Genomic DNA, 20332 nt, shown 5'->3' on the forward strand with positions numbered 1-20332 from the left:
GTATGCCAACCCTGTCGTTTAATGTCATTCCCCGGAAAGGTGCGCCGGCCACCGTCGACGTCGAGATCGCGCGCGTCGTGATCGCCGGCTGGGCCGGCCGCGATCCGGCCGCGATCCAGGCGCATATCGACGAACTCGCGGCGCTGGGCGTCGCGCCGCCGTCGACCACGCCCTGCTTCTATCGCGTGTCGGCCGCGCTGCTGACGCAGGCGCCCACGATCGGCGTGCTCGGCGCACGCTCGGGCGGCGAGATCGAATGCGTGCTGGTCGACAGCCCGGCCGGCACGCTCGTGACCGTCGGCTCCGATCATACGGATCGTGAGGTCGAAGCCTACGGCGTCGCGGTGTCGAAGCAGGTGTGCGCGAAACCGCTCGGCCACGACGCGTGGCTTTACGCGGAAGTAGCGGATCACTGGGATGCGATCGAGATGCGTTCGTGGCTGATTTCGCGCGATGGCGAGCGGACGGTGTACCAGCGCGGCGCGGTGAGTGGTTTGCTTGCGCCCGAGATGCTGTGGCAGCGCTTCGATGACGGTCCGACGATGCCCATACGCGCAGCGATGTATGGCGGCACCGTTGCCGTGCATGGCGTGATCGCGGCAATGGGTGACGGCGAGGCGTTCGAGATGGAGCTGCACGATCCGGTGTTCGGGCGCAGCCTTCGGCACCGCTATGCGGTGGAGGTGTTGCCGGTCGTGGCATAGCGGGCAACGAGGCGCGGCACATGGGCGCGCCAGCGTTCTGTCGCCGCGACGGCTCCCGCTAATACGCCTAAAAGCAGTGATAGTCGGGAAAGTTGAACTGCGAGTTGCCGCAATACAGCACACCAGCCAGGTTGGTACACCCGCTCAATGCAAGCATCATTGCGCCCGCAACCGATACTTTCCACCCGAAATGCAACATCGCGCCCCCGTTTCCGCCTTTTCGACATGAGCCGACATGATGCGCATCGGACGGGCCAGGGTATGTGGAGAATTGTTGTGCCGCGGGTGCTGCGGTTCGCCATCGTGCCAGCCCGTACCGGAGCATGGACCCAGGCACGGGCCGTTGCTCACTTGAGACACCCGAGCCCCGCCAGCGTCGCCTCGACCGCCGCATCGAGCGGCGTCACCGGCTCGCGGCCGAGCACCGCGGTCACCCGCGTGTTGTCGAGCCGGATCGGCTCGCGCCACAGGTAGCGCATCTCGAGCAATTCGCGCAGCGTCGTGACGAACGGCGCCGCCGCCCACACGAACCACCACGGGAACTTGCGCACCGTCGGCCGCAGCCCATGCCGCTGCGCGACGCGGCGCACGGCCTCCGCCATCTGCGTGCCATCCGCATCCCAATGCCCGCCGAGATGAAAGCGCGCGAACGGCTCCAGCGTGTCGCGCCGCTCGATCAGCTCGACCATCGCGCGCGCGGCGTCCGGCACGTACGACCATTGGTGCCCGATGCCATCCCGCCCCGGCACGCTGATGGACGCAACCGGCTGCCCGGCCTTGACGAACCCCGCCGCGAACCAGCTGTTGCCGGTGAGCTTCGGCCCGAAGAAATCGCCGGCCCGCACGATGATCGTGCGGACGCCCTGCCCGGCCGCATCCTGCAGCCGGCGCTCCAGCTCGACGCGGATCGCGCCCTTGCGCGTCGACGGATGCTGCGGCGCATCTTCGACCAGCACCGGAAACGCATCGGCGCCATAGTTGTAGACGGTGCCCGGCAGCACGATGGTCGCCCGCTCCGCCTTCGCCGCCGCGATCGTGTTGTCGATCATCGGCAGCACCTGCCCGGCCCAGTTCCGGTAGCCCGGCGGATTCACCGCGTGCACGATCACGCTGCAGCCGCGCGCGGCCCGGACGACCGCGTCGCGGTCCATCGCGTCGCCGCGCATCCAGGTGATACCGTCGCGCTCCACGACTTCGACATCGAGCCCGCGCTTCAACCCGCGCACCTGCCAGCCCGCATCGCGCAACTGCCGCGCGACTTCCCCGCCAATTCCGCCGCTCGCGCCGAGCACGAGTGCCTGTCGTTGCGTCTCGCCCGCGTGGGTCGTCATTGCCGCTCTCCTTGAATGAACCGTGATGACACGCATTCTGGCGCCCCTTCGGCTATCAAGGAATTGCCGAACCTAATGGATCGGCTATACATTTATGTATGACCACCGATCTGAACTGGGAACGCTACCGCACCTTTCTCGCCGTGCTGACGGAAGGCTCGCTGTCGGGCGCGGCACGCGCCCTCGGCATCACGCAGCCGACGGCCGGCCGCCACGTCGCGGCGCTGGAGGCCGCGTTCGGCCAGACGCTGTTCACGCGCTCGCCGTCCGGCCTGCTGCCGACCGAGGCGGCGCTCGCGCTGCGCGGCCATGCGGAGGCGCTGCGCAGCGCGGCCGCGGCGTTCGAGCGCGCGGCTGCGAGCCACGGCGCCGGCGTGCGTGGCATCGTGCGGATCTCGGCCAGCGACGTGATCGCCGTCGAAGTGCTGCCTCCGATGCTCGCGCAATTGCGGCGCAATCATCCGGGGCTCGTCATCGAACTGGTGCCGACCGACCGCCTCCAGGACGTGCTCAAGCGCGAGGCCGACATCGCGGTCCGGATGGCGCCGCCCACGCAGGAGGCGCTCGTTGCTAGACGCATCGGCGCGGTCGATGTCGGGCTGTATGCGCGCGACGACTACCTGGCGCGCAACGGGGTGCCCGAGACGACCGACGAACTCGCGCATCACGCGCTGATCGGCTTCGATACGGTCACGCCGTTCATCCGCTCGATGGGCCGCAGCATGCCGCAGTGGAAGCGCGATGCGTTCTCGCTGCGCACCGACAGCAACCTCGCCCAGCTCGCGATGATCCGCGCCGGCTACGGGATCGGCTTCTGCCAGAGCGGGCTCGCGAAACGCGACGCGCGGCTCGTGCGCGTGCTGCCGGACACGCTCGCGATGCAGCTGGAAACCTGGGTCGTGATGCACGAGGACCTGCGGTCGAGCCCGCGCTGCCGCGCGGTGTTCGATGCGCTGGTTGATGGCCTGCGTGCGTATGTGAGCGGCGAAACCGTCGAATAAACCGGGCGCGGCGACGGCACGAACGCAGGGAACGAAGCGCCCGCGCGGCGCTATTCGTAAATTTTCCCGGCGAACAGGATGTCCGCCATGCGCCGCCACGGATTGTCGGGCACGTCGTAGAAACGCAGCCCTTCCTCCGACGTCTCGGCCCAGTCGACCATCGCGTCGAGATACTCGCCGATCGAGCGGTTTTCCCAGCCGAGCGCGGCGCGGGCGTACGGCGACGGCGGCACGTCGGCCTCGAGCTGGCGCTCCGTGTTCCAGTCGTGGCCGAGCACGCGCAGGAAGTGGATCAGCGAGCGTTCGTCGACCACGCGCTCCAGCGCATCCTGCAGCTTCGCGGCCATCTGGCGTTGCAGTTCGTCGTTCATTTTTTGTCCCCTGGCGCGCCTCTCACTACGCGCCGCCGCAAATCGTGCGGCCCGGTTTTACATCAGCAATTGCCGCGACAGCACCTCGCGCGCCTGCGTGACGGCTTCGCGTTCGCCGGGCATCGGCGGCGTCAGCGAAAACACCGCGTCGGGCAGCGGCGGCAGCCGGTATTTCGCGCCGAGCCGCATCATGCCCTCGCCGATCGCCGACGCGCACAGGCAGCCCACCCCGAGCCCCGCCGCCAGCATCGACTGCAGCCCCGCCACCCCCGACGCGCTGTGCACGAGCCGGTACGGCATGTGCTGCTCGTCGAGCGAGCGCACCGCGACCTGATGCATCATGCAGTCGTCCGGCAGCAGCACGAGCGGCAGCGGCTCGGGCAACTGCTCGGCGAGCGCGGGCGATGCGACCCACGACAGCGGCTCGCGCCGCAGCACCCAGCGCGTATCGGCCGACGCCGGCCGGAACGGCCCGCTCGACAGGTTCATCACCACGCCGAGATCGACCTGCCCGCGCGCATGCGCGGCCTCGATATCGGCGCTCTTCATCGCGCTGACGTGCAGGCTCAGTTGCGGGTAGCACTCCCGCAGCCGCGCGAGCAGGCCCGCGACTTCGTTGGTCCGGTAGTAATCGGTGATCGCGACGCGCAGCTCGCCCTTGATCGCCTGCCCGCGCACTTCGTCGAACGCGGCCTCGTTCAGCGCGACGATGCGCCGCGCGTGCTGCAGCAGCCGCGCGCCGGCCGGGGTCGGCTCGACGCCGCGCTTGCTGCGCACGAACAGCGGCACGCCGGCGCGCGATTCGAGCTTGCGCACCTGCTCGCTGACCGTCGACTGCGACAGGTGCAGCAGCGGCGCGGCGGCCGTCAGGCTGCCGGCGTCCGCGACCGCCGCGAAAGTACGCAACTGATCCAGGTCGAAACCGCGCATCGCCATTCTCCATCCATCGATTAACCCGATGGATGCTACCACCAATTCCCGCTTTTCCGATTCATCGCCACCACCCAGAATGGGGGTCAATCGCCCGCCCACGGCCGAACCGGCGCTTCTGTCGTCGCGACCGGCGTGAATGTGGCACTCATTCTTTCGGACTTGCTTCCATGACGAACGACACCCTTGCCCCCTGCGTGCCGGCCGGCACGGCCGCCGAGGCGACGCCGCGCAGCCACCACGGCTGGGCGCTGGTGGTCCTGCTGGTTGGCGCGATTTTGCCGCCGCTCGACTACTTCATTGTGAATCTCGCGCTGCCGGCCATCCGCGACGGCATCGGCGCACGCCCGGCCGAGCTGCAACTGGTCGTGTCCGCGTACGCATGCGCGAATGCCGTCGTGCAGATCACCGGCGGCCGGCTCGGCGACCTGTACGGCCGCAAGCGCATGTTCATGATCGGGATGGCCGGTTTCGTCGTCGCGTCGACACTGTGCGGGCTCGCCGGCAGCGGCGCGGTGCTGGTCGGCGGCCGCGTGCTGCAGGGCCTGTTCGCCGCGATCCTCGCGCCGCAGGTGCTCGCGACGATCCGCAGCGTGTTCAGCCCGCAAGAGCAGGTGCGCGTGATGGGCTTCTACGGTTTCGTGTTCGGCCTCGCGGCCGTGATCGGCCAGCTCGGCGGCGGCGCGCTGATCAGCCTGCATCCGTTCGGGCTCGGCTGGCGCGCGATCTTCCTCGTCAACCTGCCGATCGGCATCCTGGCGCTGATCGGCAGCTGGCGCTTCATCCCGGAGAGCCGGCCGCCGAAAGGCCAGCGCATCGACGTGCCGGGCATGGTGCTGCTGTCGCTGTTCCTGCTGATGCTCGTCTACCCGCTCACGCACGGACGCGAGGCCGGCTGGCCGCTGTGGATGGTCGCGTGCCTCGTCGGCGCGCTGCCGATGCTCGGCGCGCTGCTGGCGGTCGAGGCGCGCCGCCTCGCGGGCGGCCACGATCCGCTGCTCGACGTGCGCCTGTTCCGCAACCCCGTCGTCGCGCTCGGGCTCGTGCTGGCGTTCCTGTTCTATACGCTGAGCGCGTTCTTCCTGAGTTACGGAATCTACCTGCAGGGCTGCCTGAACTGGTCGCCGCTCGCGTCGGGGCTCGCGATCCTGCCGCTCGGGCTCGGCTTCCTGTCGAGCCCGCTGCTGATGCCGCGACTCGTCGGCCGGTTCGGCGGCTATCGCGTGCTCACGCTCGGTTTCGCGATGCTCGCGGCCGGCGTCGCGACGGCCGCCGCGCTGGCGGGTGCCGCCACGCCGGGCGTCGGCTTTTATGTGGGGATCGCGGCGATCGGGATCGGCCAGGGCCTCGTGCTGCCGTCGGTCGTGCGGATCGTGCTCGCGGAAGTCGACACGGCGCGCGCGGGTGTCGCCTCCGGCATGGTCACCGCGATGCTGCAGATCGGCGCGGCCGTCGGCGCGGCGACGCTCGGCGGCGTGTTCTTCGCCCGGCTCGGCGCGCATCCGGCCGCGCTCGATTACGTGCAGGGCTTCAGGACGTCGATGTTCGCGCTGACGGCCGTGCTGCTCGTGTGCATCGCGCTGTCGGCGCTGCTCGGGCCGCTGCATCGGCGGCTGCATGCAGGGACATAAGCGGCACGGGAAGCGTTGCGGCGGCAGGGTCGGACGCGGAAGGAATGCCGATGCCGATGCAGCCGCTCGCCGGCATCCGGCTCACGCGTGATGCTTGCGTTGCGCCTGGCGCGCTTCCCATTCGGCCAGCTCGACGCGATAGCGCGCGAGTGCTTCGTCGTAGAGATCGAAGACGCACGGTGAGCAACCGCTATTGCAGCAGTCTTCGAGTTCGGGCTGGATGGGCGGGGTCGGACGGGGATCGTCGACGGACGGATCCGGAGAGGCAGTGTTGGGCACGGCGAAAATCGAATGAAAGGACTCGTTCAGTATAAGCGGATGCCGCCCAATATGCGTGCCGCGCGGGCCATGCCACGCGGCCTCATATCCCCAATATCGTCACCTGGTCGTGGCGGGTTCGGACCTCGCTCGTCCATGCATCGATTTCGGCAATCACTTCCGCAAGCGCAGCGCAACTCGTGTCCAGACGGTCAATGAAATCCTGCCGCGAATCGCGGAACACAAAGCCGAGCCGGTCGAGTGCCGTCGTTTGCTGCGTGGCGTCGCCCAGCATGCTGCGCGTGTCGCCCAGCTCGTCCACGATCCGCAGCCAGTCCGGCATGCCGATGCCATTGAACGCGTAATGATCGTAGTCCGGGATCTGCCGCGCGATCGCCGCTTCGAGCAGGCCGAAGACGTCCTCCCTGAAAAACAGCGATCCCTCGTTCCAGCACTTGCGCGCATACGGCCCGCCCATGAGCTCGATGTAGGCGGTGTCCTCGATTTCCGCGAGATCCCTGATGATCCGGATGTCGTCCATGGGGTGTCGTCGTTGTCGCCATGGCATCGCTCACGCTTCGCCGGGCGCTGATCCATAATGGCGCGATTGTCGGCGAACCCGGCAATGCTGTCGATGCCTCGCTTCCATCGCGTTCCGGCCGGCGCACGGCCCGAACCCACCACGACGCTCGCCGCCGCATCCTCGTCATACCCCACAGGAGCCGCACGATGGCCGAAGCAGTGAATCCGCCGGAAGTCTGGGCGCCGTTCGGCGCGTTCTCGATGGCCGTGATCCAGGGCGATGGCCGGATCGTGCATCTGAAGGGGCAAGTGTCGCTCGACCGCGACGGCCAGGTGGTCGGCCACGGCGACATGCGCATGCAGGTACGTCAGACGCTCGACAACATCCGCGCCGTGCTCGCCACGATGGGCGGACAGATGCAGGACGTGATCTCGCTCGTTCACTACACGACCGACCTCGATGCCTTCATGCAGGCCGGCGACATCCGCAAGACCTACTTCGCCGAGCCCTATCCCGTGACGACGACCGTCCAGGTCGAGCGTCTCTACCATCCCGATCTGCTGATCGAGATCACCGCTGTTGCCGAAATTCCGCTGGAGCGTTTTCGGCGGCCTGAATCGCGTGCGTGAATCAGCGATGCGGCGCCGGGCCGTATGACGCGCCGGCCGTGACCTTCCCGACCGGCGCGCCTGCCCCCCACCCGCTTACTTCACCTGCGCGCCCGGCTTCACGGCACCCGCGCCCGCCTTGTCGGCCAGCGGCTGCCACGCGGCACCGAGCGAATACCAGTCGACGCGGCGCGTGAGCGTCATGATGCCGGCGAGGATCGCGAACAGCAGCAGCGAACCGAGCATCAGCGCGTTGTCTTCCGACAGCAGCAGCCCATAGAGCGCCGCGTACAGCACCGCGAGCAGCACCGCGAACACCGCCCCGCGCTTCACGCTGTGCAGCACGAACGACAGATAGAAGGCGAGCAACCCGATGCAGGCGCCGCTCGCCGCGAGATACGCATAGGCGAACTTGATGTGTTCGGACAGGCTCAGCAGCAACAGGAAGAACAGCGCGAGCGACAGGCCCACCAGCGTGTACTGGATCGGGTGAATGCGCAGCCGCTTCACGAGCTCGTACATGAAGAAGCTCGCAAACGTGAGCATCACGAACAGCGCGCCGTACTTCGTCGCACGTTCGGCCTGCAGATAGACGTTCACGGGTTCGATCACCGACACCGACGCCATTTCGATCGCGCCTTCCCCGTCGCCGGAGATGATCTGCTCACGCGCTTTCGTATTGAACGACGTCACGCGCCAGTTGCCGGTGAAGCCGCGCGCATCGACCGTGCGGTTGTTCGGCAGGAATGCGCCGTCGAAGCTCGGATGCGGCCACGTCGATTTCAGCGAGAAATCGTTCTGGTCGCCCACCGGCGCGAACGCGACGGAATCCGCACCGCGCAACGGCAGGTCGACGCTGAACGGCACGACCGCCCCCGCGTTTGCGTCCGCCAGCGCCGCGAGATCGACGTTCGCGTGCACGCCCTGGCGCAGGCTGTCCAGCCGCGTGCCCTGCTCGACGTCGAAGCGCGTGCCGCCGATGCGCAGATCGGGTTGCGCCGTCAGCCCGCGAATGTCGCCGATGCCGATCGACACATAGGCACCGTCGATCTTGAAGCTCACGTGGCCGTCCGCCTGCGGCAGCTTCTTCAGGTCCGGCAACGGCAGCGTGCCGGTCATTCGGCTCGCCAGCTCGTACACCAGCGCCTTGTGGATGCCGCGATAGCGGACGCTGGTGGTCAGCGTGCCGTCGACGTTCAGCGTCTTCGGAAACACGAGCAGGCGCTTCGTCTCGCTGCGCAGGCTCGTCTTCGTCGCGCCGCCGGCCGCCGAATCGTCGCGCACGCGCGTGACTTCCGTGTAGTGCACGACGAGCACGGGGCCCGCCACCGTCTGCGGCCCCGCATAGCTCGACCAGATGCTCTGCAGCGCATCCCGGCGATACACGGCGCGTTCGTGCACGATGCTTTGCACCATCTGCAGCGGGATCAGGATCAGCAGCGCGAGAAACGCGGTGATCGCGAATTTGAACAACAGGACTCGATTCATGGCCGACAGGTACCGGAGTAAAAGGGTACGGTCAGCATGAGCCGCCCCGGTGAAGGGCGATTGAAGCCGGTGTGAAGCGAAGGTGTGGCGAACGTGAAGTTGAAGGGTGTTCAGCCCGCCGACGGCAACGTGAGCGTCGCGCATGCGCCGCCTTCGTCGCGGTTCGCGAGCGCGACCTGGCCGCGGTGCAGCATCGCGACCTCGCGGACGAAACACAGCCCGAGGCCCGTGCTGCGATCCTGGCCGTCGGGGCGCGGCAGCGAATAGAAGCGCTCGAACACGCGCGCCAGTGCGTAGTCGGGCACGCCGGGGCCGTCGTCGGCCACGCGCACGACCGCGACGTGCGCCCTGCCCGCCGGCTGCCGTTCGAGCGCGATGCGGATCGTGCTGCCCTGCGGCGCGAAATCCAGCGCGTTGTCGAGCAGGTTGCCGAGCGCCTGGCGCAGCAGGAACGGATCGCCTTCGACCACGGCCGGATCGGCCGCGTCGTGCGCGTCGATCGCGAGGTTCACGCCGCGCTGCCGCGCGCGCGGCTCGATATCGTCGACGAGCTGTTCGAGCACCGGCCGCAGCGCGACCGGTTCGCGCACCGACAGGCGCTGCTTCTGCTCGACTTCGGCGAGCGCGAGCAGCTTGCGGATCATCTGTTCGAGGCGGCCGGCCTGGCGGCGGATGTTCTCGGTGAAGCGCCGCCGGTTCGCCACCGGCATCTCCTCCTGCAGCAGTTCGGCCGCGCCGCTGATCGCGGCCAGCGGGCTCTTCATCTCGTGCGTGAGCGTGTGGATGTAGGTTTCGACGTACTGCCGATCCTCCAGCCGCTGATGCATGCTTTCCACCGCGCGCCCGAGCTCGGCCAGCTCGCTCGCGCCCTGCAGCGGCATGTCGGCGCGCTCGCCCGCCGCGATCGCGCGCGCATAGCGCTGCAGGCGCCGCAGCCCGACCACCAGCCACCACGTGCAGGCCACGCCGATCAGGATCGCCCCGCCCATCAGCAATGCGCCGTACAGCATGATCTTGCGCTGGCTGCGCGCGATGAACGGTGCGACCGTCTGGTTCGGCTTCGCGATCGTCAGCACGCCGATGATCGCGTTGCCGTGCCGGATCGGCGCCGCCACGTGCATCACGGTGCTGCTGTCGTCGTTCGGATCGCTGCGCGTGCTGCGCGCGCCGTACTCGCCGCGCAGCGTCCGGTACACGTCGTTCCAGCGCGAATAGTCCTGCCCGACCGCGCGGCCGGACGAGTCGTAGCGCACGATGCCGTGCGCGTCGGTGATGTAGAGGCGGTAGCCGATCGTGTTCTTCTGCACGCCCCACACGTTCGCGCTGATCGGGCGTTCGTGCAGATTCGACAGTTGCCGCGCGAACGCGCCGTTGGCGATGTGGCCGTTCGCCATGTCGTCGGCGGCCAGCGTCGCGAGTACTTGCGCGGTATCGACGAGCGTGTCCTCCATCGCCTCGCGCACGCCCGGCTTCACCTCCTGCACGAACACGCGCAGCGTGATCAGCGCGGCCAGGCCGACGATCAGGAAAAAGCCGAAGAAGATGCGCAGGCCGATATGCATGGGCGGAGCCGGTCGTTACGGTTGCAGCGAATAACCCATCCCGCGATGCGTGCGGATCGGGTCGCGCTCGGGATCGATCGCGCGCAGCTTCGCGCGCAACGTCTTGATGTGGGTGTCGACCGTGCGGTCGGCCGAATCGAAGGCCTCGTGCCACACGAGGTCCATTAGCTGTTCGCGCGAATAGATGCGCCCCGGATGCCGGACCAGCAGCGCCAGCAGCCCGAACTCGTAGCGCGTGAGGTCCAGTGCGTGGCCGAGCCACGCTACGCGGGCGCCGTCGGTGTCGAGTGTGAAACCCGGTGCGGTTGTCTCGGCTGGTGCGGGTACCGGTGCAGGCGTGGGGATCGATTCGGGCGCGGCCGTCCGGTAGAACCGCCGCAGGATCACGCGCACCCGCGCCGCCAGTTCGCGCGGCGAAAACGGCTTGACCACGTAATCGTCGGCGCCGATCTCGAGCCCGACGATCCGGTCGATTTCATCGTGCCGCGCGGTGAGGAAGATCACCGGCACGTCGGAGAACGTGCGCAGCCGCCGACACACCTCGAAGCCGCTGAGATCCGGCAGGCCGACGTCGAGCACCACGAGATCGACGCGCGTGTCGCGCAGGTGGTCGAGCGCCACCTGGCCGAGCATGCAGTGGACGGTCTGCATGCCGTCGGTGCCGAGGGCATAGATGATCGTGTCCGCGATCGCCACTTCATCTTCGACGATCAGGATAGTGGGCTGATGCATGGTCTCAGGCTGGGCTCGCGCAATCCGGTGCGACATTGTACGCACGGCCGGCCGTGGCGCGAGCCCCCGCCTTGCCCTTGCCCTGCCGCGCTATGCCACGCGGCCGGTCACCGGAATCGACGCGCCGGTGATCGCTTGCGCGTCGGCCGACAGCAGGAAGCCGATCGTCGCCGCGATCTGCTCCGGCTTCACCCAGCGCGTGAAATCCGCGTCCGGCATGTCGGCGCGGTTCGGCGGCGTATCGATGATGCTCGGCAGGATCGCGTTCACCGTCACGCCGCGGTCGAGCAGTTCGGCCGCCAGCGCCTCGGTGAGCCGCGCGACGCCGGCCTTCGCGGCCGCGTAGGCGCCCATCCCCGTGCCGGCCTTGAACGCCGCGCCCGCGCCGATGTTGACGATGCGCCCGGCCGGGTTCGCCAGCAGGTGCGGCAGCGCGGCCTTCGATGCGTTCAGCGCGGTCTTCACGTTCAGTTCGTACATGCGGTCCCATGTGGCGGCGTCGCCGTCGGCGATCGTCTGCCACACGAACGCGCCCGCGATGTTCAGCAGCGCATCGACCCGGCCGAATTCGCGCTGCACGGTGTCGAGCGCCTGCGCGGCGGCCTGCGGATCGACGAGATCGATGCCGCCGATGCGCAGCGCGTCGGCCGGCACGCCGGGCAGCGCCTGCGCCGCCGGGGCCGCGCCGCGGCCGATCAGCGCGACGCGTGCGCCGCGCGCGCCGAGCCACGCGGCCGTCGCGATGCCCAGGTGACCGAATCCGCCGGTGATCGCGACTGCCTTGCCTTTGAAATCGTGTTCCATCGATGTTTTCTCCTGGATCGAGGGTTGCTTGATGATGTGTGTTGCATGAGCGATGCCGGCCGCGGCATGCGTGCGCGGCCGGCAATGTGCCACAGGGTAGCGCCGTTCACGCATCCGTGCGCACCGCGACGAGGCTGCGACGGCGCAGTTCTTCCGTCGTTTCGCCCTGGTTGTCCGGGCGCCAGCCCGGCGGCAGCAGCACGAAGCGGATCGCGGTCCACACGTCGCGGGCGGTTGCGACGTCGCGGGCAAGGCTCGCCCAATGCTCGAGCTCGACGACGAACGGGTTGCGCGAGCGGGTCGGCGTGACGAGGCCGAAACGGCACGGCTCGTCGGCGCGCTCGGCGACGTAGGTGCCGAACAGCCGGTCGAACACGACCAGCACGCCGCCGTAGTTCGCATCGAGATAGTCGAGGTTCGACGCGTGGTGCACGCGGTGCGCGGACGGCGTGTTGAACACGGTTTCGAGCCAGCCGAGCTTCGGCATCCACGTGTTGTGCAGCCAGAACTGGTACATCAGGTTGAACGACAGGATCGCGAGCACGGCTTCCGGACGCACGCCGAGCCACACGAGCGGCGTGAAGAACATCGCGGCGCCGGCGATCTTGCCGGTCCAGCCGAGGCGAAACGCGGACGACAGCGTCAACTGGTTCGGCGAATGATGCACCGCATGGGTCGACCAGAAGAACCGCACGCGGTGCGACGCGCGGTGATACCAGTAGTAGCAGAACTCCTGGCCGACGAACACGAGCAGCGCGAGTGCAACGCTGTGCAGCGGGATCGTGAAGAGCCGATGCGCCCACGCGAGGTCGAACAGCGGCGTGGCGAGCGACAGCGGCACCAGCGCGAGCAGCTTGCGGCCCGCGAGATCGGCGAGCGACAGCCACACCTCGTTCCAGTCGAACGGTTCCGGCCCGCGGGCGCGGCGCCAGGTGAGCACGGCCGCCTCGACGAGCGAGACGGCGACGATGAAGAGCGTGACGTAGTACGCGAGCTTTCCTGTGGTGGTGAGCATGATGGACCTTTCCTCCGGTTGAGTCGGACGCGTCATCGGCGGCACGGGCTGCCATCGCGTCGAATGGAACGCACTGTAGTGGGCGCGGAACGGAAAGGCCACGCGGGAAATATGTCGCCGTATGTCGTGGGGGAAGGCGCTCGGGTGAGGTGTGGCGAGCGAAGGCGCTTGCGGGCTGGAGCGGGGCGGATTTCGAGCTGCGCGTTCGTGTGTCATGTGGGAAATGTGTCACCGCATGTCGCGGTGAAATGCGTTCGGGCGGTAAGCGGCACTCGCGTGCGCTCGTGGATTGAAAACCGACCCGCTCGTGCGTGCGCGCTTGCATGTCCGGCGAGCAATGTATCGCCGCCTGTCGCGCCGAAACCGGTCGACGCTGCACGCAAGCTGCAGCGACGGATGCGGCTGCGCGACACATGCATGAGACAGGTGCCGATCGGAAGCCGATTCGTCGGACGGCATGCGATTACGGCTTCAGGAAGGAGAAGCCGGTTCCGGTCGTACGTGGCGCACCGCCCGCGTTCGGTTCGCGCGAGTCACCGCAATGCATGCATGAATCGGCCGGCAAATATGTCGCCGCATGTCGCCGCGACACATTTGCGCGCTGCGCAAGACAGGTTCGCCCCCCCTGCCACGCCACCCTGCTCTCACGCAATTGCATCGCCGACAGCCTTGCCCGGCGCGGCATGCCCGCGATCGGCGCGGCCGGCACACGCATTCGTCGTACTTCGAATCAGCACGCCACGTGTAACACCGCGACATCTTTTATGACGCGACGAGCGCGTGTCATCGCCCTAAAGTTCGTCCCGTCGCCACGCCACTGCGTGCACCGAAACGAACCGCAAGGACACCCGATGAAAACCCGCTTCCTCGTCACCGCCACCGCTCTCACCCTCGCCTGCGCGCCGGCCTTCGCCGGCTGGTCCGGCCACGGCACCGCGTACACGCCGCGCGGCCCCTACAACGGCGCGCACGCCGGCTCGTGCGGCGGCGGCAGCTGCTCGCATGCGGGTGGCGTAATCGGCCCCGGCGGCGGTATCGCGACCAACACGGGCACCGTCACGCGCACCGCGCCCGGCCAGTTCTCGAACAGCGGCACGGCCGTCGGCCCGAACGGGCGCTCGGTCGAACACAGCGGCGACACGAGCTGCGCGGGCGGCACCTGCTCGCACACCGGTTCGCTGACGGGCTCGGACGGCCGCAGCGCCACGACGTCGGGCAGCGTGACGCGCAACGGCCCGGGCCAGTATTCGTCGAGCGGCACGATCACGGGCGCGAACGGCAACACGGCCAGCCACACGGCATCGACGAATTGCGCGGGCTCGACCTGCTCGCGCTCGGGCACCGTGACGGGCACCGACGGTGGAACCGTCACGCATTCCGGCAGCGCGACGCGCGTGGCGCCGGGTGTCGTGACGACGTCGGGCGGCTCGACGGTCGTGCACGGCGGCACGGTGTCGACCGGTGGCACGGCCGTGATCCACGGCAGCACGACGGCGGGCGGCACGGTCGTCGTGGCCGGCGGGACGGTTCCGGTTCCTGTCCCGGTGCCGGTGCCCGTCGTGGCGCCCGCGCCTGCTGCCGTGGTCGTGACGGCCCCGCCGCCCGTCGCCACCGTCGCTGTCGCGGCACCCGCAGCGGCTGCCGTCGTGGTGACGCCTCCGCCGCCTCCGCCCGCCGTCATCGTCACGCCGCCCCCGCCGAAGGTCGTGCGTATTGCGGCGCCGAAGGCCGTCGTCGTCACGCCCGCGCCGCGCGTCGTCTACGTCGCGCCGCCGCCGCCGAAGGTCCTGTACCTCGCGCCGCCGCTGCCGCGCTCCGTGTACGTCGCCCCGCGCGCCGTGTATGTCGCTCATCCGCCGCGCGCCGTCATCTGGGTGCCCGCCCACTGGGCCGGCCGCGTGTGGGTGCCTGCGCACTGGGCGTAACCCGGACGCGCTTCGTTTCGCTTCGTTTCGTTTTCCATCCGTTTCATCAACCACCCGGCCGGCGCAGACCGTCGGCCACGCAAGGAGAAACCCCATGAAGTCCATCAAGAAGATGATTGCCGTCGTCGTTTTGTGTATCGTCTCAGCAGCAGCGTCGGCCCAGCAGATGCCGCCCGGCGCGGCGAACGGCGGTGCGCGCGTCGAACGTGCGCTGATGCAGTTGCAGACCCGCTTCGCCAGCGCGAACACGACGCACGACGGCAAGCTGACCCGCGAACAGGCGGCCGCGGGCATGCCGATGGTCGCGCAGCATTTCGACGAAATCGACACGCAGCACAACGGCTACGTCACGCTCGAGCAGCTCGCCGGCTTCATGCGCCAGCGCATGGCGGCCCGTTGAGCCCGCACGACGATCCGGCCGCGCACGCACCGGGAGGCAAGCGATGGAACAGTCCTGCAGGATCGTCGTGCTCGACGACGAAGCCGAGCTGCGCAACATGCTGCAGCGCTTCCTGAGCGGCCACGGCTTCCAGGTGCGCGCGGTCGCCGACGGCAAGCGGCTCGACCGCCTGCTGCAGCGCGAACCATACGACCTGCTGGTGCTCGACCTGATGATGGAGCCCGAGGACGGCCTGAGCGTGTGCCGGCGCCTGCGCGCCGAAGGCCAGACGCTGCCGATCCTGATGCTCACCGCGAAAGGCGACGCCGCGGACAAGGTCGTCGGCCTCGAGACGGGCGCCGACGATTACCTGGCGAAGCCGTTTCTCCCCGACGAACTCGTGGCCCGCGTCCGCGCGCTGCTGCGGCGACAGAAGATGGCGGCCGGCGAGCCGACGGTCACGTCGCAGCGGTTGCGGTTCGGCGCATTCACGTTCGACGTCGGCCAGCAGACGCTGATGCGCGACGGCACACCCGTGGAAATCCATTCGGCGCAGATGCTGCTGTTGCACGCGCTCGGCTCGTCGCCGAATCGCGCGGTGAGCCGCGAGAACCTGCTCGCCCGCGCGCGCGGCCGCGACCATGACGCACTCGACCGCAGCGTCGACGTGCAGATCCTGCGGCTGCGCCAGATCGTCGAGGACGACCCCGGCAAGCCGCGCTTCATCAAGACCGTCTGGGGCATCGGCTACATGCTGGTGGCCGGCATCGAGTCGTGATGCGCATCCCGCTGCCGCGCTCGCTGCTTGCGCGCAACATCGCGCTGCTGGTGGCGCTCGTCGCGCTGTCGCTCGTCTGTTCGCTCACCGTGCTGCTGCACTACGTGCAGCGTCCACGCATCGAGCGGGCCTCGATCGTCTTCTCCGACTACGTGCAGTTGCTCGACCGCACGCTCGCCGCCCTGCCGCCCGACGCCGGCCGCACGGTCATCGCGCAGTTCGGCGGCCAGGCTGCCTTGCCGCCCGCCGCACCGCCGCAAACGCCGAACCCGGCGGCCTTCTTCCGCACCTGGCAGCGCGACGTGTTCATGCAGGCGCTCGAACGCCACCTGCCGCCCGACCTCCCCGCGCGCTGGCAATCGGGCGACGACGAACGCCTGTGGATCCGCCTGCACGTGGCCGGCTCGCCCGTGTGGGTGCCGCTGCCGATGGCCGCCGACGCGCAGGCGAGCGGCATCACGACGGCGCTCGTGCTGTCGGTCGGGCTGGCGCTGCTCGCGGCGCTGACCGGCTACCTGATCCAGCTCCACCTTAACCGGCCGCTCGATGCGCTGGCACGCGCGGCGCAGCGCGTCAGCGCGGGCGAGCGCCCGCCGCCGCTGCCCACCGACGGCCCGACCGAAATCGCCGATGTGAGCCGCGCGTTCAATCAGATGGCCGACGCGCTGCAACAGGCGGAAGCGACTCGCTCGCTGATGCTGGCCGGCGTGTCGCACGACATCCGCACGCCGCTCACCAAACTGCGCCTGGCGATCGCGATGGCGCTGCCGCGCGGCACGCACGACGCGCTCACCACGTCGACCGAGCATTACCTCGACCAGATCGATACGATCCTGCAGCAATTCATGGACTACGCGGGCAGCGGCGAGCGCGAAACGCCGCAAACCGGCGACCTGAATGCGCTGATCGGCCAGCTCGTCGCGGATTTCGCGGGGCTCGGCCATGAATTCGACTTCGACGAAGGCGAGGTGCCCGCGTTCGCGTTCCGTCCGATCAGCCTGATGCGGCTGCTGATGAACCTGATGCAGAACGCGGTCGTCTATGGCAAGACCGGCCTTGGCGTGCGTACGTGGACCGAGCGCGGCATCGCGTATGCGGTGGTCAGCGATCGCGGCAACGGTATCGGCGCGGCCGAACTCGAACGGCTCAAGGCGCCGTTCAGCCGGGGCGCGAACGCGCGCAGTCATGCGGGCGGCACGGGCCTCGGACTCGCGATCGTCGAGCGGATCGCCCGCCTGCACGGCGGATCGCTGGCGTTCCGCGACCGGGATGGCGGCGGGCTGGAGGCGGTCGTTGCGCTGCCGCTTGATTCGGCGGGGGCGGTGCGGCGGTCGATGTCGGTCTGAGGGGTTGTTTGGCTTTTGGCTTTTGGCTTTTGGCTTTTGGCTTTTGGCTTTTGGCTTTTGGCTTTTGGCTTCTGCTGCCTTCTGCCGTCTACCTGCTGCCTGCCGTCTGCCGTGTGTGGCATGGCCGTCTGACCGTCTGCCGTCTGGCCTTTTGCACGACTGTCTACCTGTCCGCCTCCCAGCCACGCGACCTCGCGTATCCGCGCACCACGGCACGTGACATGCGCCGACATAATTCCTGCGTGGCGCATCACGCCCGACCTCCGCATACTTGCGCCTGCGTGTTGCGCAACGGCATGAAAACGCTCCCCCTGCCAGCGATCACGCCCCGCTTCCGATCGTTCGCGTTCCTGAATGCCGCGACAGTATCGGCAACCTCATCCAGGCCACGGAGATCGACATGTTTTCTTCCCTTCACGCACTTGCCGCCCACGCCAAACGTCTGACCAGTGTCGCGCTGATCGCCGGCACCCTCGCGATGACCGGCTGCGCATCGACCGCGACTACATCCATGACCGCCGCGCCGGCAACTCGCACGCAGCCGCAGGTTCATGCGGACGTCGTGTATGTATCCACGTTCGACGTGGACACGACCGACGTCAAGGTCGACGGCGGGATGATCAGCAAGATCGCGCCCCTCGCGAGCGGATCGTCCGCCGACGTGCAGCGCCAGCAGAGCGCGCTGAAAACTCGCGAGCAGCTCGCCGACGCACTCGTGCGCGAACTCCGGTCGCAAGGCATCCCCGCGCTGCGCGGCCCGGTGCCGGACGGACGCGACGCGCTGGTCGTCGAAGGCCGGTTCGAGTCGATCGACGCGGGCAACCGCCGCCGCCGCACGCTGATCGGGCTCGGCGCGGGCAAGAGCGAAGTGAAGGCGTCGGTCACCGTGCTGTTCCAGCCGGCGCATGGCGCGCCGCAGCCGCTCGGCACGTTCTCGTCCAGCGCGAACAGCGGCCACCTGCCCGGCATGGTGGAAACCGCCGGGGTCGGCGCGGCGGCCGGCCGCCTCGCGACGTCGGCAGCGGTTGGCGCCGGCCTGCATGGCGTGTCGGAAGTGAAGCACGACACGGTGGCGTCCGATACGGACCGCCTCGCGCGCTCGATCGCGAAACAACTCGCGACGCAGAACGCGGCAAATGCGTGGCTGCCGACGGTGTCGGCGAGCTGACGCACCGGGCCGCCGCCTGCGAGGCCCGACGGGCACGCAGGCGAGCGGCCGGGCATAATGCGCGAGGCCGGTCCGGCGCCACGCGCCGCGACCGTGCCGAGCCACCCGACGGCCCGCATCATGGCCCGTCCCGAATCCTGAACTTCAATCCGTGAATGTCATGCAAGTACTCGTCGTAGGAACCGGCAAGCTGGCCAGCGAACTGCTCGACGCGCACCGGCTCGACCCGGCCACCTGCCGCGTGATCCCCTGGTCGGACAGCGCGCGCGACGATGCGCAGCGCAGCGACGCCCGAACGATCGTCGTGCATGCCGGTTCCGGCCGCGAACTCCCCGCCGTGATCGCGTTCTGCGCGGCCACCGGATCGCCACTCGTCGAGCTGTCGACCGGCTCCGAGCTCGAAACCGGCTCGCACGCTTTCCCGGTCGTGCTGTGTCCGAACACGAACATCCTGATGCTCAAGTTCATGAGCATGCTGGAAACCAGCGGCCACCTGTTTCACGACTGCCGGATCAGCCTGACGGAGTCGCACCAGGCCGGCAAGACGTCCGTCCCCGGCACGGCCGTCGGGATCGGCCAGTCGCTCGGCGTGCGGCCGGAAGACATCCGCTCCGTGCGCGACCCGGACGTGCAGCGCAGCGAATTCGCGGTCGCCGACGATCAGCTCGGCCGCCACGCGATTCACCGGATCCGCATCGACGACGGCGCGTGCAGCCTGCAGTTCGAATCGCGCGTGGTGGGCGCGACACCTTACGCCGATGGCGTGTCGCGCATCGTCGACGCTGTTCGGCTGCACGATCTCGAGTGCCGCCGCTATTCGATCGTCGAATTCATCCGCAACGGTTGGCTGTAGTCGCGGCGATGCGCGGCGGGCGGCATGCGCGCATCGCAGGTCGCAGACGTTTTCGCTCAACGCAAGACAAGGTTCGGTGCCGACTTCCGTGGAGGTCGTCGACCGCCCGAGCCGCAACATCCGGGCCGCCGCCGACCGCGCCTGACGTCCCGCATGGCCGGCGTTCAAGATCACGCCAGCCGGCTTCGCCGCCACGGCCGCTCGCGAAATTCGACGCGCAATCGTCCTGCCGCATTCGCTGGTAAGTTACCGGCCGAGGTTCATTCGCCGAGATGGGGTGCGAGTCACCGCTAACGCCGGCGCCTGAACCGCTCCCCTCGACCTCTCCCCGACAGGAGTGCAACCGATGCCCCGACCCGATTTCATCAAGCACTGGACCGAACTCGAAGAACCGGACGCGCATTGCTATCGCGGCGATACCGAGCCGATGGCGCTGGACGCACCGCTTTCCGCCGCGCTCGGCATCACGCGTATCGGCATTCATCACGTCAGGCTTCTGCCCGGCCGACGGACGTCCTATCCGCATGCCGAAAGCACCGAGCAGGAATTTGTGTACGTGCTCGAGGGCAAGCCCGACGTCTGGATCGACGGCGTGCTTCACCCCGTTGCCGAAGGCGATTCCGTCGCGTTTCCGGCGGGCACCGGCATCTGCCACACCTTCATCAACAACACGAAGGACGAGGTCAGGCTGATGGTGATCGGTGAACGTCCGCGCGACGACAACCGCATCCGCTACCCGATGAACGAGGCGTATGAGCTGACCCGCGCGGACCGCTGGGTGGACTGGCCCGACAGGCCGCTCGGAGACCACAACGGGATGCCGGACTGACGCCTGTGCAGATTCACCCGACGGAACCCGCCGAGCCTGCGGTGCGAACTCGCAGCGGGCCGCCGAAACCGCCGTGTTTCACCGGTCGTTACCGCG

Annotated in this window: 21 protein-coding genes; 11 read left to right on the plus strand and 10 right to left on the minus strand. The window is 68.6% G+C overall.

The window, feature by feature from the left end; genetic code table 11:
- The first annotated feature begins 2 nt into the window (after positions 1 to 2).
- Positions 3 to 704, plus strand: a complete 702-nt coding sequence (locus LGM89_RS02595; RefSeq protein ID WP_226272201.1) for a DUF2848 domain-containing protein — start codon at positions 3 to 5, stop codon at positions 702 to 704.
- Between the two features lie 347 nt (positions 705 to 1051).
- On the opposite strand, the gene LGM89_RS02600 is transcribed toward LGM89_RS02595, so the two are convergent.
- Positions 1052 to 2035: an NAD-dependent epimerase/dehydratase family protein gene (locus LGM89_RS02600; protein ID WP_226272202.1), complete on the minus strand. Its 984-nt coding sequence runs from the start codon at positions 2033 to 2035 to the stop codon at positions 1052 to 1054.
- A gap of 98 nt (positions 2036 to 2133) precedes the next feature.
- On the opposite strand from LGM89_RS02600, the gene LGM89_RS02605 reads away from it, so the two are divergent.
- Positions 2134 to 3036 carry a LysR family transcriptional regulator gene (locus LGM89_RS02605; protein ID WP_226202660.1) on the plus strand — a complete coding sequence of 301 codons (903 nt, stop codon included), beginning with the start codon at positions 2134 to 2136 and terminating at the stop codon, positions 3034 to 3036.
- Positions 3037 to 3086: 50 nt separating this feature from the next.
- On the opposite strand, the gene LGM89_RS02610 is transcribed toward LGM89_RS02605, so the two are convergent.
- Both LGM89_RS02610 and LGM89_RS02615 read right to left on the minus strand, forming a co-directional pair.
- On the minus strand, positions 3087 to 3407 hold the full coding sequence (locus tag LGM89_RS02610; RefSeq protein ID WP_089496568.1) for a hypothetical protein: 321 nt from the start codon (positions 3405 to 3407) through the stop codon (positions 3087 to 3089).
- 57 nt (positions 3408 to 3464) lie between these two features.
- Positions 3465 to 4337: a LysR family transcriptional regulator gene (locus tag LGM89_RS02615; protein WP_089498099.1), complete on the minus strand. Its 873-nt coding sequence runs from the start codon at positions 4335 to 4337 to the stop codon at positions 3465 to 3467.
- A 170-nt stretch (positions 4338 to 4507) separates the two neighbouring features.
- Here LGM89_RS02615 and LGM89_RS02620 point away from each other — a divergent pair, with 170 nt between their 5' ends.
- The gene (locus LGM89_RS02620) at positions 4508 to 5968 is read left to right on the plus strand and encodes an MFS transporter (RefSeq protein WP_226272203.1); all 1461 of its coding nucleotides are present in this window, start codon (positions 4508 to 4510) and stop codon (positions 5966 to 5968) included.
- An 81-nt stretch (positions 5969 to 6049) separates the two neighbouring features.
- Here LGM89_RS02620 and LGM89_RS02625 read toward each other — a convergent pair whose 3' ends face one another.
- On the minus strand, positions 6050 to 6247 hold the full coding sequence (locus LGM89_RS02625) for an oxidoreductase-like domain-containing protein (RefSeq protein WP_069252077.1): 198 nt from the start codon (positions 6245 to 6247) through the stop codon (positions 6050 to 6052).
- Between the two features lie 82 nt (positions 6248 to 6329).
- Positions 6330 to 6767, minus strand: coding sequence for a hypothetical protein (locus LGM89_RS02630; protein WP_226272204.1), 438 nt, complete (start codon positions 6765 to 6767; stop codon positions 6330 to 6332).
- Positions 6768 to 6955: 188 nt separating this feature from the next.
- On the opposite strand from LGM89_RS02630, the gene LGM89_RS02635 reads away from it, so the two are divergent.
- Positions 6956 to 7378 carry a RidA family protein gene (locus LGM89_RS02635; protein WP_226272470.1) on the plus strand — a complete coding sequence of 141 codons (423 nt, stop codon included), beginning with the start codon at positions 6956 to 6958 and terminating at the stop codon, positions 7376 to 7378.
- 75 nt (positions 7379 to 7453) lie between these two features.
- Here the strand turns inward: LGM89_RS02635 and creD are convergent, their stop codons facing one another.
- The 5 genes from creD to LGM89_RS02660 all read right to left on the minus strand — a co-directional run bounded on the left by creD (position 7454) and on the right by LGM89_RS02660 (position 12958).
- Positions 7454 to 8845 (minus strand): cell envelope integrity protein CreD, encoded by a 1392-nt coding sequence (creD, locus tag LGM89_RS02640; RefSeq protein WP_226272205.1) that lies wholly within the window; start codon positions 8843 to 8845, stop codon positions 7454 to 7456.
- A gap of 110 nt (positions 8846 to 8955) precedes the next feature.
- Positions 8956 to 10407 carry a two-component system sensor histidine kinase CreC gene (gene creC, locus LGM89_RS02645; RefSeq protein WP_226272206.1) on the minus strand — a complete coding sequence of 484 codons (1452 nt, stop codon included), beginning with the start codon at positions 10405 to 10407 and terminating at the stop codon, positions 8956 to 8958.
- 15 nt (positions 10408 to 10422) lie between these two features.
- Positions 10423 to 11139, minus strand: coding sequence for a two-component system response regulator CreB (creB, locus tag LGM89_RS02650; RefSeq protein WP_226272207.1), 717 nt, complete (start codon positions 11137 to 11139; stop codon positions 10423 to 10425).
- A 90-nt stretch (positions 11140 to 11229) separates the two neighbouring features.
- Positions 11230 to 11943: an SDR family NAD(P)-dependent oxidoreductase gene (locus LGM89_RS02655; protein ID WP_089496562.1), complete on the minus strand. Its 714-nt coding sequence runs from the start codon at positions 11941 to 11943 to the stop codon at positions 11230 to 11232.
- Positions 11944 to 12049: 106 nt separating this feature from the next.
- Entirely contained in the window at positions 12050 to 12958 is a 909-nt protein-coding gene (locus LGM89_RS02660) for a sterol desaturase family protein (RefSeq protein ID WP_089496561.1), read from the minus strand.
- Between the two features lie 851 nt (positions 12959 to 13809).
- On the opposite strand from LGM89_RS02660, the gene LGM89_RS02665 reads away from it, so the two are divergent.
- The 7 genes from LGM89_RS02665 to LGM89_RS02695 all read left to right on the plus strand — a co-directional run bounded on the left by LGM89_RS02665 (position 13810) and on the right by LGM89_RS02695 (position 20236).
- The gene (locus tag LGM89_RS02665; protein WP_226272208.1) at positions 13810 to 14883 is read left to right on the plus strand and encodes a hypothetical protein; all 1074 of its coding nucleotides are present in this window, start codon (positions 13810 to 13812) and stop codon (positions 14881 to 14883) included.
- Positions 14884 to 14977: 94 nt separating this feature from the next.
- Positions 14978 to 15283, plus strand: a complete 306-nt coding sequence (locus tag LGM89_RS02670) for an EF-hand domain-containing protein (RefSeq protein ID WP_089442017.1) — start codon at positions 14978 to 14980, stop codon at positions 15281 to 15283.
- A gap of 43 nt (positions 15284 to 15326) precedes the next feature.
- The gene (locus LGM89_RS02675) at positions 15327 to 16040 is read left to right on the plus strand and encodes a response regulator (protein ID WP_089496559.1); all 714 of its coding nucleotides are present in this window, start codon (positions 15327 to 15329) and stop codon (positions 16038 to 16040) included.
- Positions 16040 to 17386, plus strand: coding sequence for an ATP-binding protein (locus tag LGM89_RS02680; protein WP_089496558.1), 1347 nt, complete (start codon positions 16040 to 16042; stop codon positions 17384 to 17386). The genes LGM89_RS02675 and LGM89_RS02680 overlap by 1 nt, the downstream gene beginning before the upstream one ends.
- Before the next feature lie 400 nt (positions 17387 to 17786).
- Complete coding sequence (locus tag LGM89_RS02685) at positions 17787 to 18554, plus strand: DUF4410 domain-containing protein (protein ID WP_089496557.1); 768 nt, start codon at positions 17787 to 17789, stop codon at positions 18552 to 18554.
- 160 nt (positions 18555 to 18714) lie between these two features.
- The gene (locus tag LGM89_RS02690) at positions 18715 to 19407 is read left to right on the plus strand and encodes a dihydrodipicolinate reductase (protein WP_226272209.1); all 693 of its coding nucleotides are present in this window, start codon (positions 18715 to 18717) and stop codon (positions 19405 to 19407) included.
- Between the two features lie 346 nt (positions 19408 to 19753).
- Positions 19754 to 20236 (plus strand): cupin domain-containing protein, encoded by a 483-nt coding sequence (locus LGM89_RS02695; protein ID WP_089496555.1) that lies wholly within the window; start codon positions 19754 to 19756, stop codon positions 20234 to 20236.
- Positions 20237 to 20332: the final 96 nt, after the last annotated feature.

Origin of the sequence: Burkholderia sp. AU31624, from assembly GCF_020420065.1 — a bacterium.
In the GTDB taxonomy this organism is placed as follows: Bacteria; Pseudomonadota; Gammaproteobacteria; order Burkholderiales; family Burkholderiaceae; genus Burkholderia.

Excerpts from the sequence above, each read along its gene's own strand:
- LGM89_RS02595 (WP_226272201.1), top strand. The coding sequence starts at position 3 with ATGCCAACCCTGTCGTTTAATGTCATTCCCCGGAAAGGTGCGCCGGCC.
- LGM89_RS02600 (WP_226272202.1), bottom strand. The coding sequence starts at position 2,035 with ATGACGACCCACGCGGGCGAGACGCAACGACAGGCACTCGTGCTCGGC.
- LGM89_RS02605 (WP_226202660.1), top strand. The coding sequence starts at position 2,134 with ATGACCACCGATCTGAACTGGGAACGCTACCGCACCTTTCTCGCCGTG.
- LGM89_RS02610 (WP_089496568.1), bottom strand. The coding sequence starts at position 3,407 with ATGAACGACGAACTGCAACGCCAGATGGCCGCGAAGCTGCAGGATGCG.
- LGM89_RS02615 (WP_089498099.1), bottom strand. The coding sequence starts at position 4,337 with ATGCGCGGTTTCGACCTGGATCAGTTGCGTACTTTCGCGGCGGTCGCG.
- LGM89_RS02620 (WP_226272203.1), top strand. The coding sequence starts at position 4,508 with ATGACGAACGACACCCTTGCCCCCTGCGTGCCGGCCGGCACGGCCGCC.
- LGM89_RS02630 (WP_226272204.1), bottom strand. The coding sequence starts at position 6,767 with ATGGACGACATCCGGATCATCAGGGATCTCGCGGAAATCGAGGACACC.
- LGM89_RS02635 (WP_226272470.1), top strand. The coding sequence starts at position 6,956 with ATGGCCGAAGCAGTGAATCCGCCGGAAGTCTGGGCGCCGTTCGGCGCG.
- creD (WP_226272205.1), bottom strand. The coding sequence starts at position 8,845 with ATGAATCGAGTCCTGTTGTTCAAATTCGCGATCACCGCGTTTCTCGCG.
- creC (WP_226272206.1), bottom strand. The coding sequence starts at position 10,407 with ATGCATATCGGCCTGCGCATCTTCTTCGGCTTTTTCCTGATCGTCGGC.
- creB (WP_226272207.1), bottom strand. The coding sequence starts at position 11,139 with ATGCATCAGCCCACTATCCTGATCGTCGAAGATGAAGTGGCGATCGCG.
- LGM89_RS02655 (WP_089496562.1), bottom strand. The coding sequence starts at position 11,943 with ATGGAACACGATTTCAAAGGCAAGGCAGTCGCGATCACCGGCGGATTC.
- LGM89_RS02660 (WP_089496561.1), bottom strand. The coding sequence starts at position 12,958 with ATGCTCACCACCACAGGAAAGCTCGCGTACTACGTCACGCTCTTCATC.
- LGM89_RS02665 (WP_226272208.1), top strand. The coding sequence starts at position 13,810 with ATGAAAACCCGCTTCCTCGTCACCGCCACCGCTCTCACCCTCGCCTGC.
- LGM89_RS02670 (WP_089442017.1), top strand. The coding sequence starts at position 14,978 with ATGAAGTCCATCAAGAAGATGATTGCCGTCGTCGTTTTGTGTATCGTC.
- LGM89_RS02675 (WP_089496559.1), top strand. The coding sequence starts at position 15,327 with ATGGAACAGTCCTGCAGGATCGTCGTGCTCGACGACGAAGCCGAGCTG.
- LGM89_RS02680 (WP_089496558.1), top strand. The coding sequence starts at position 16,040 with ATGCGCATCCCGCTGCCGCGCTCGCTGCTTGCGCGCAACATCGCGCTG.
- LGM89_RS02685 (WP_089496557.1), top strand. The coding sequence starts at position 17,787 with ATGTTTTCTTCCCTTCACGCACTTGCCGCCCACGCCAAACGTCTGACC.
- LGM89_RS02690 (WP_226272209.1), top strand. The coding sequence starts at position 18,715 with ATGCAAGTACTCGTCGTAGGAACCGGCAAGCTGGCCAGCGAACTGCTC.
- LGM89_RS02695 (WP_089496555.1), top strand. The coding sequence starts at position 19,754 with ATGCCCCGACCCGATTTCATCAAGCACTGGACCGAACTCGAAGAACCG.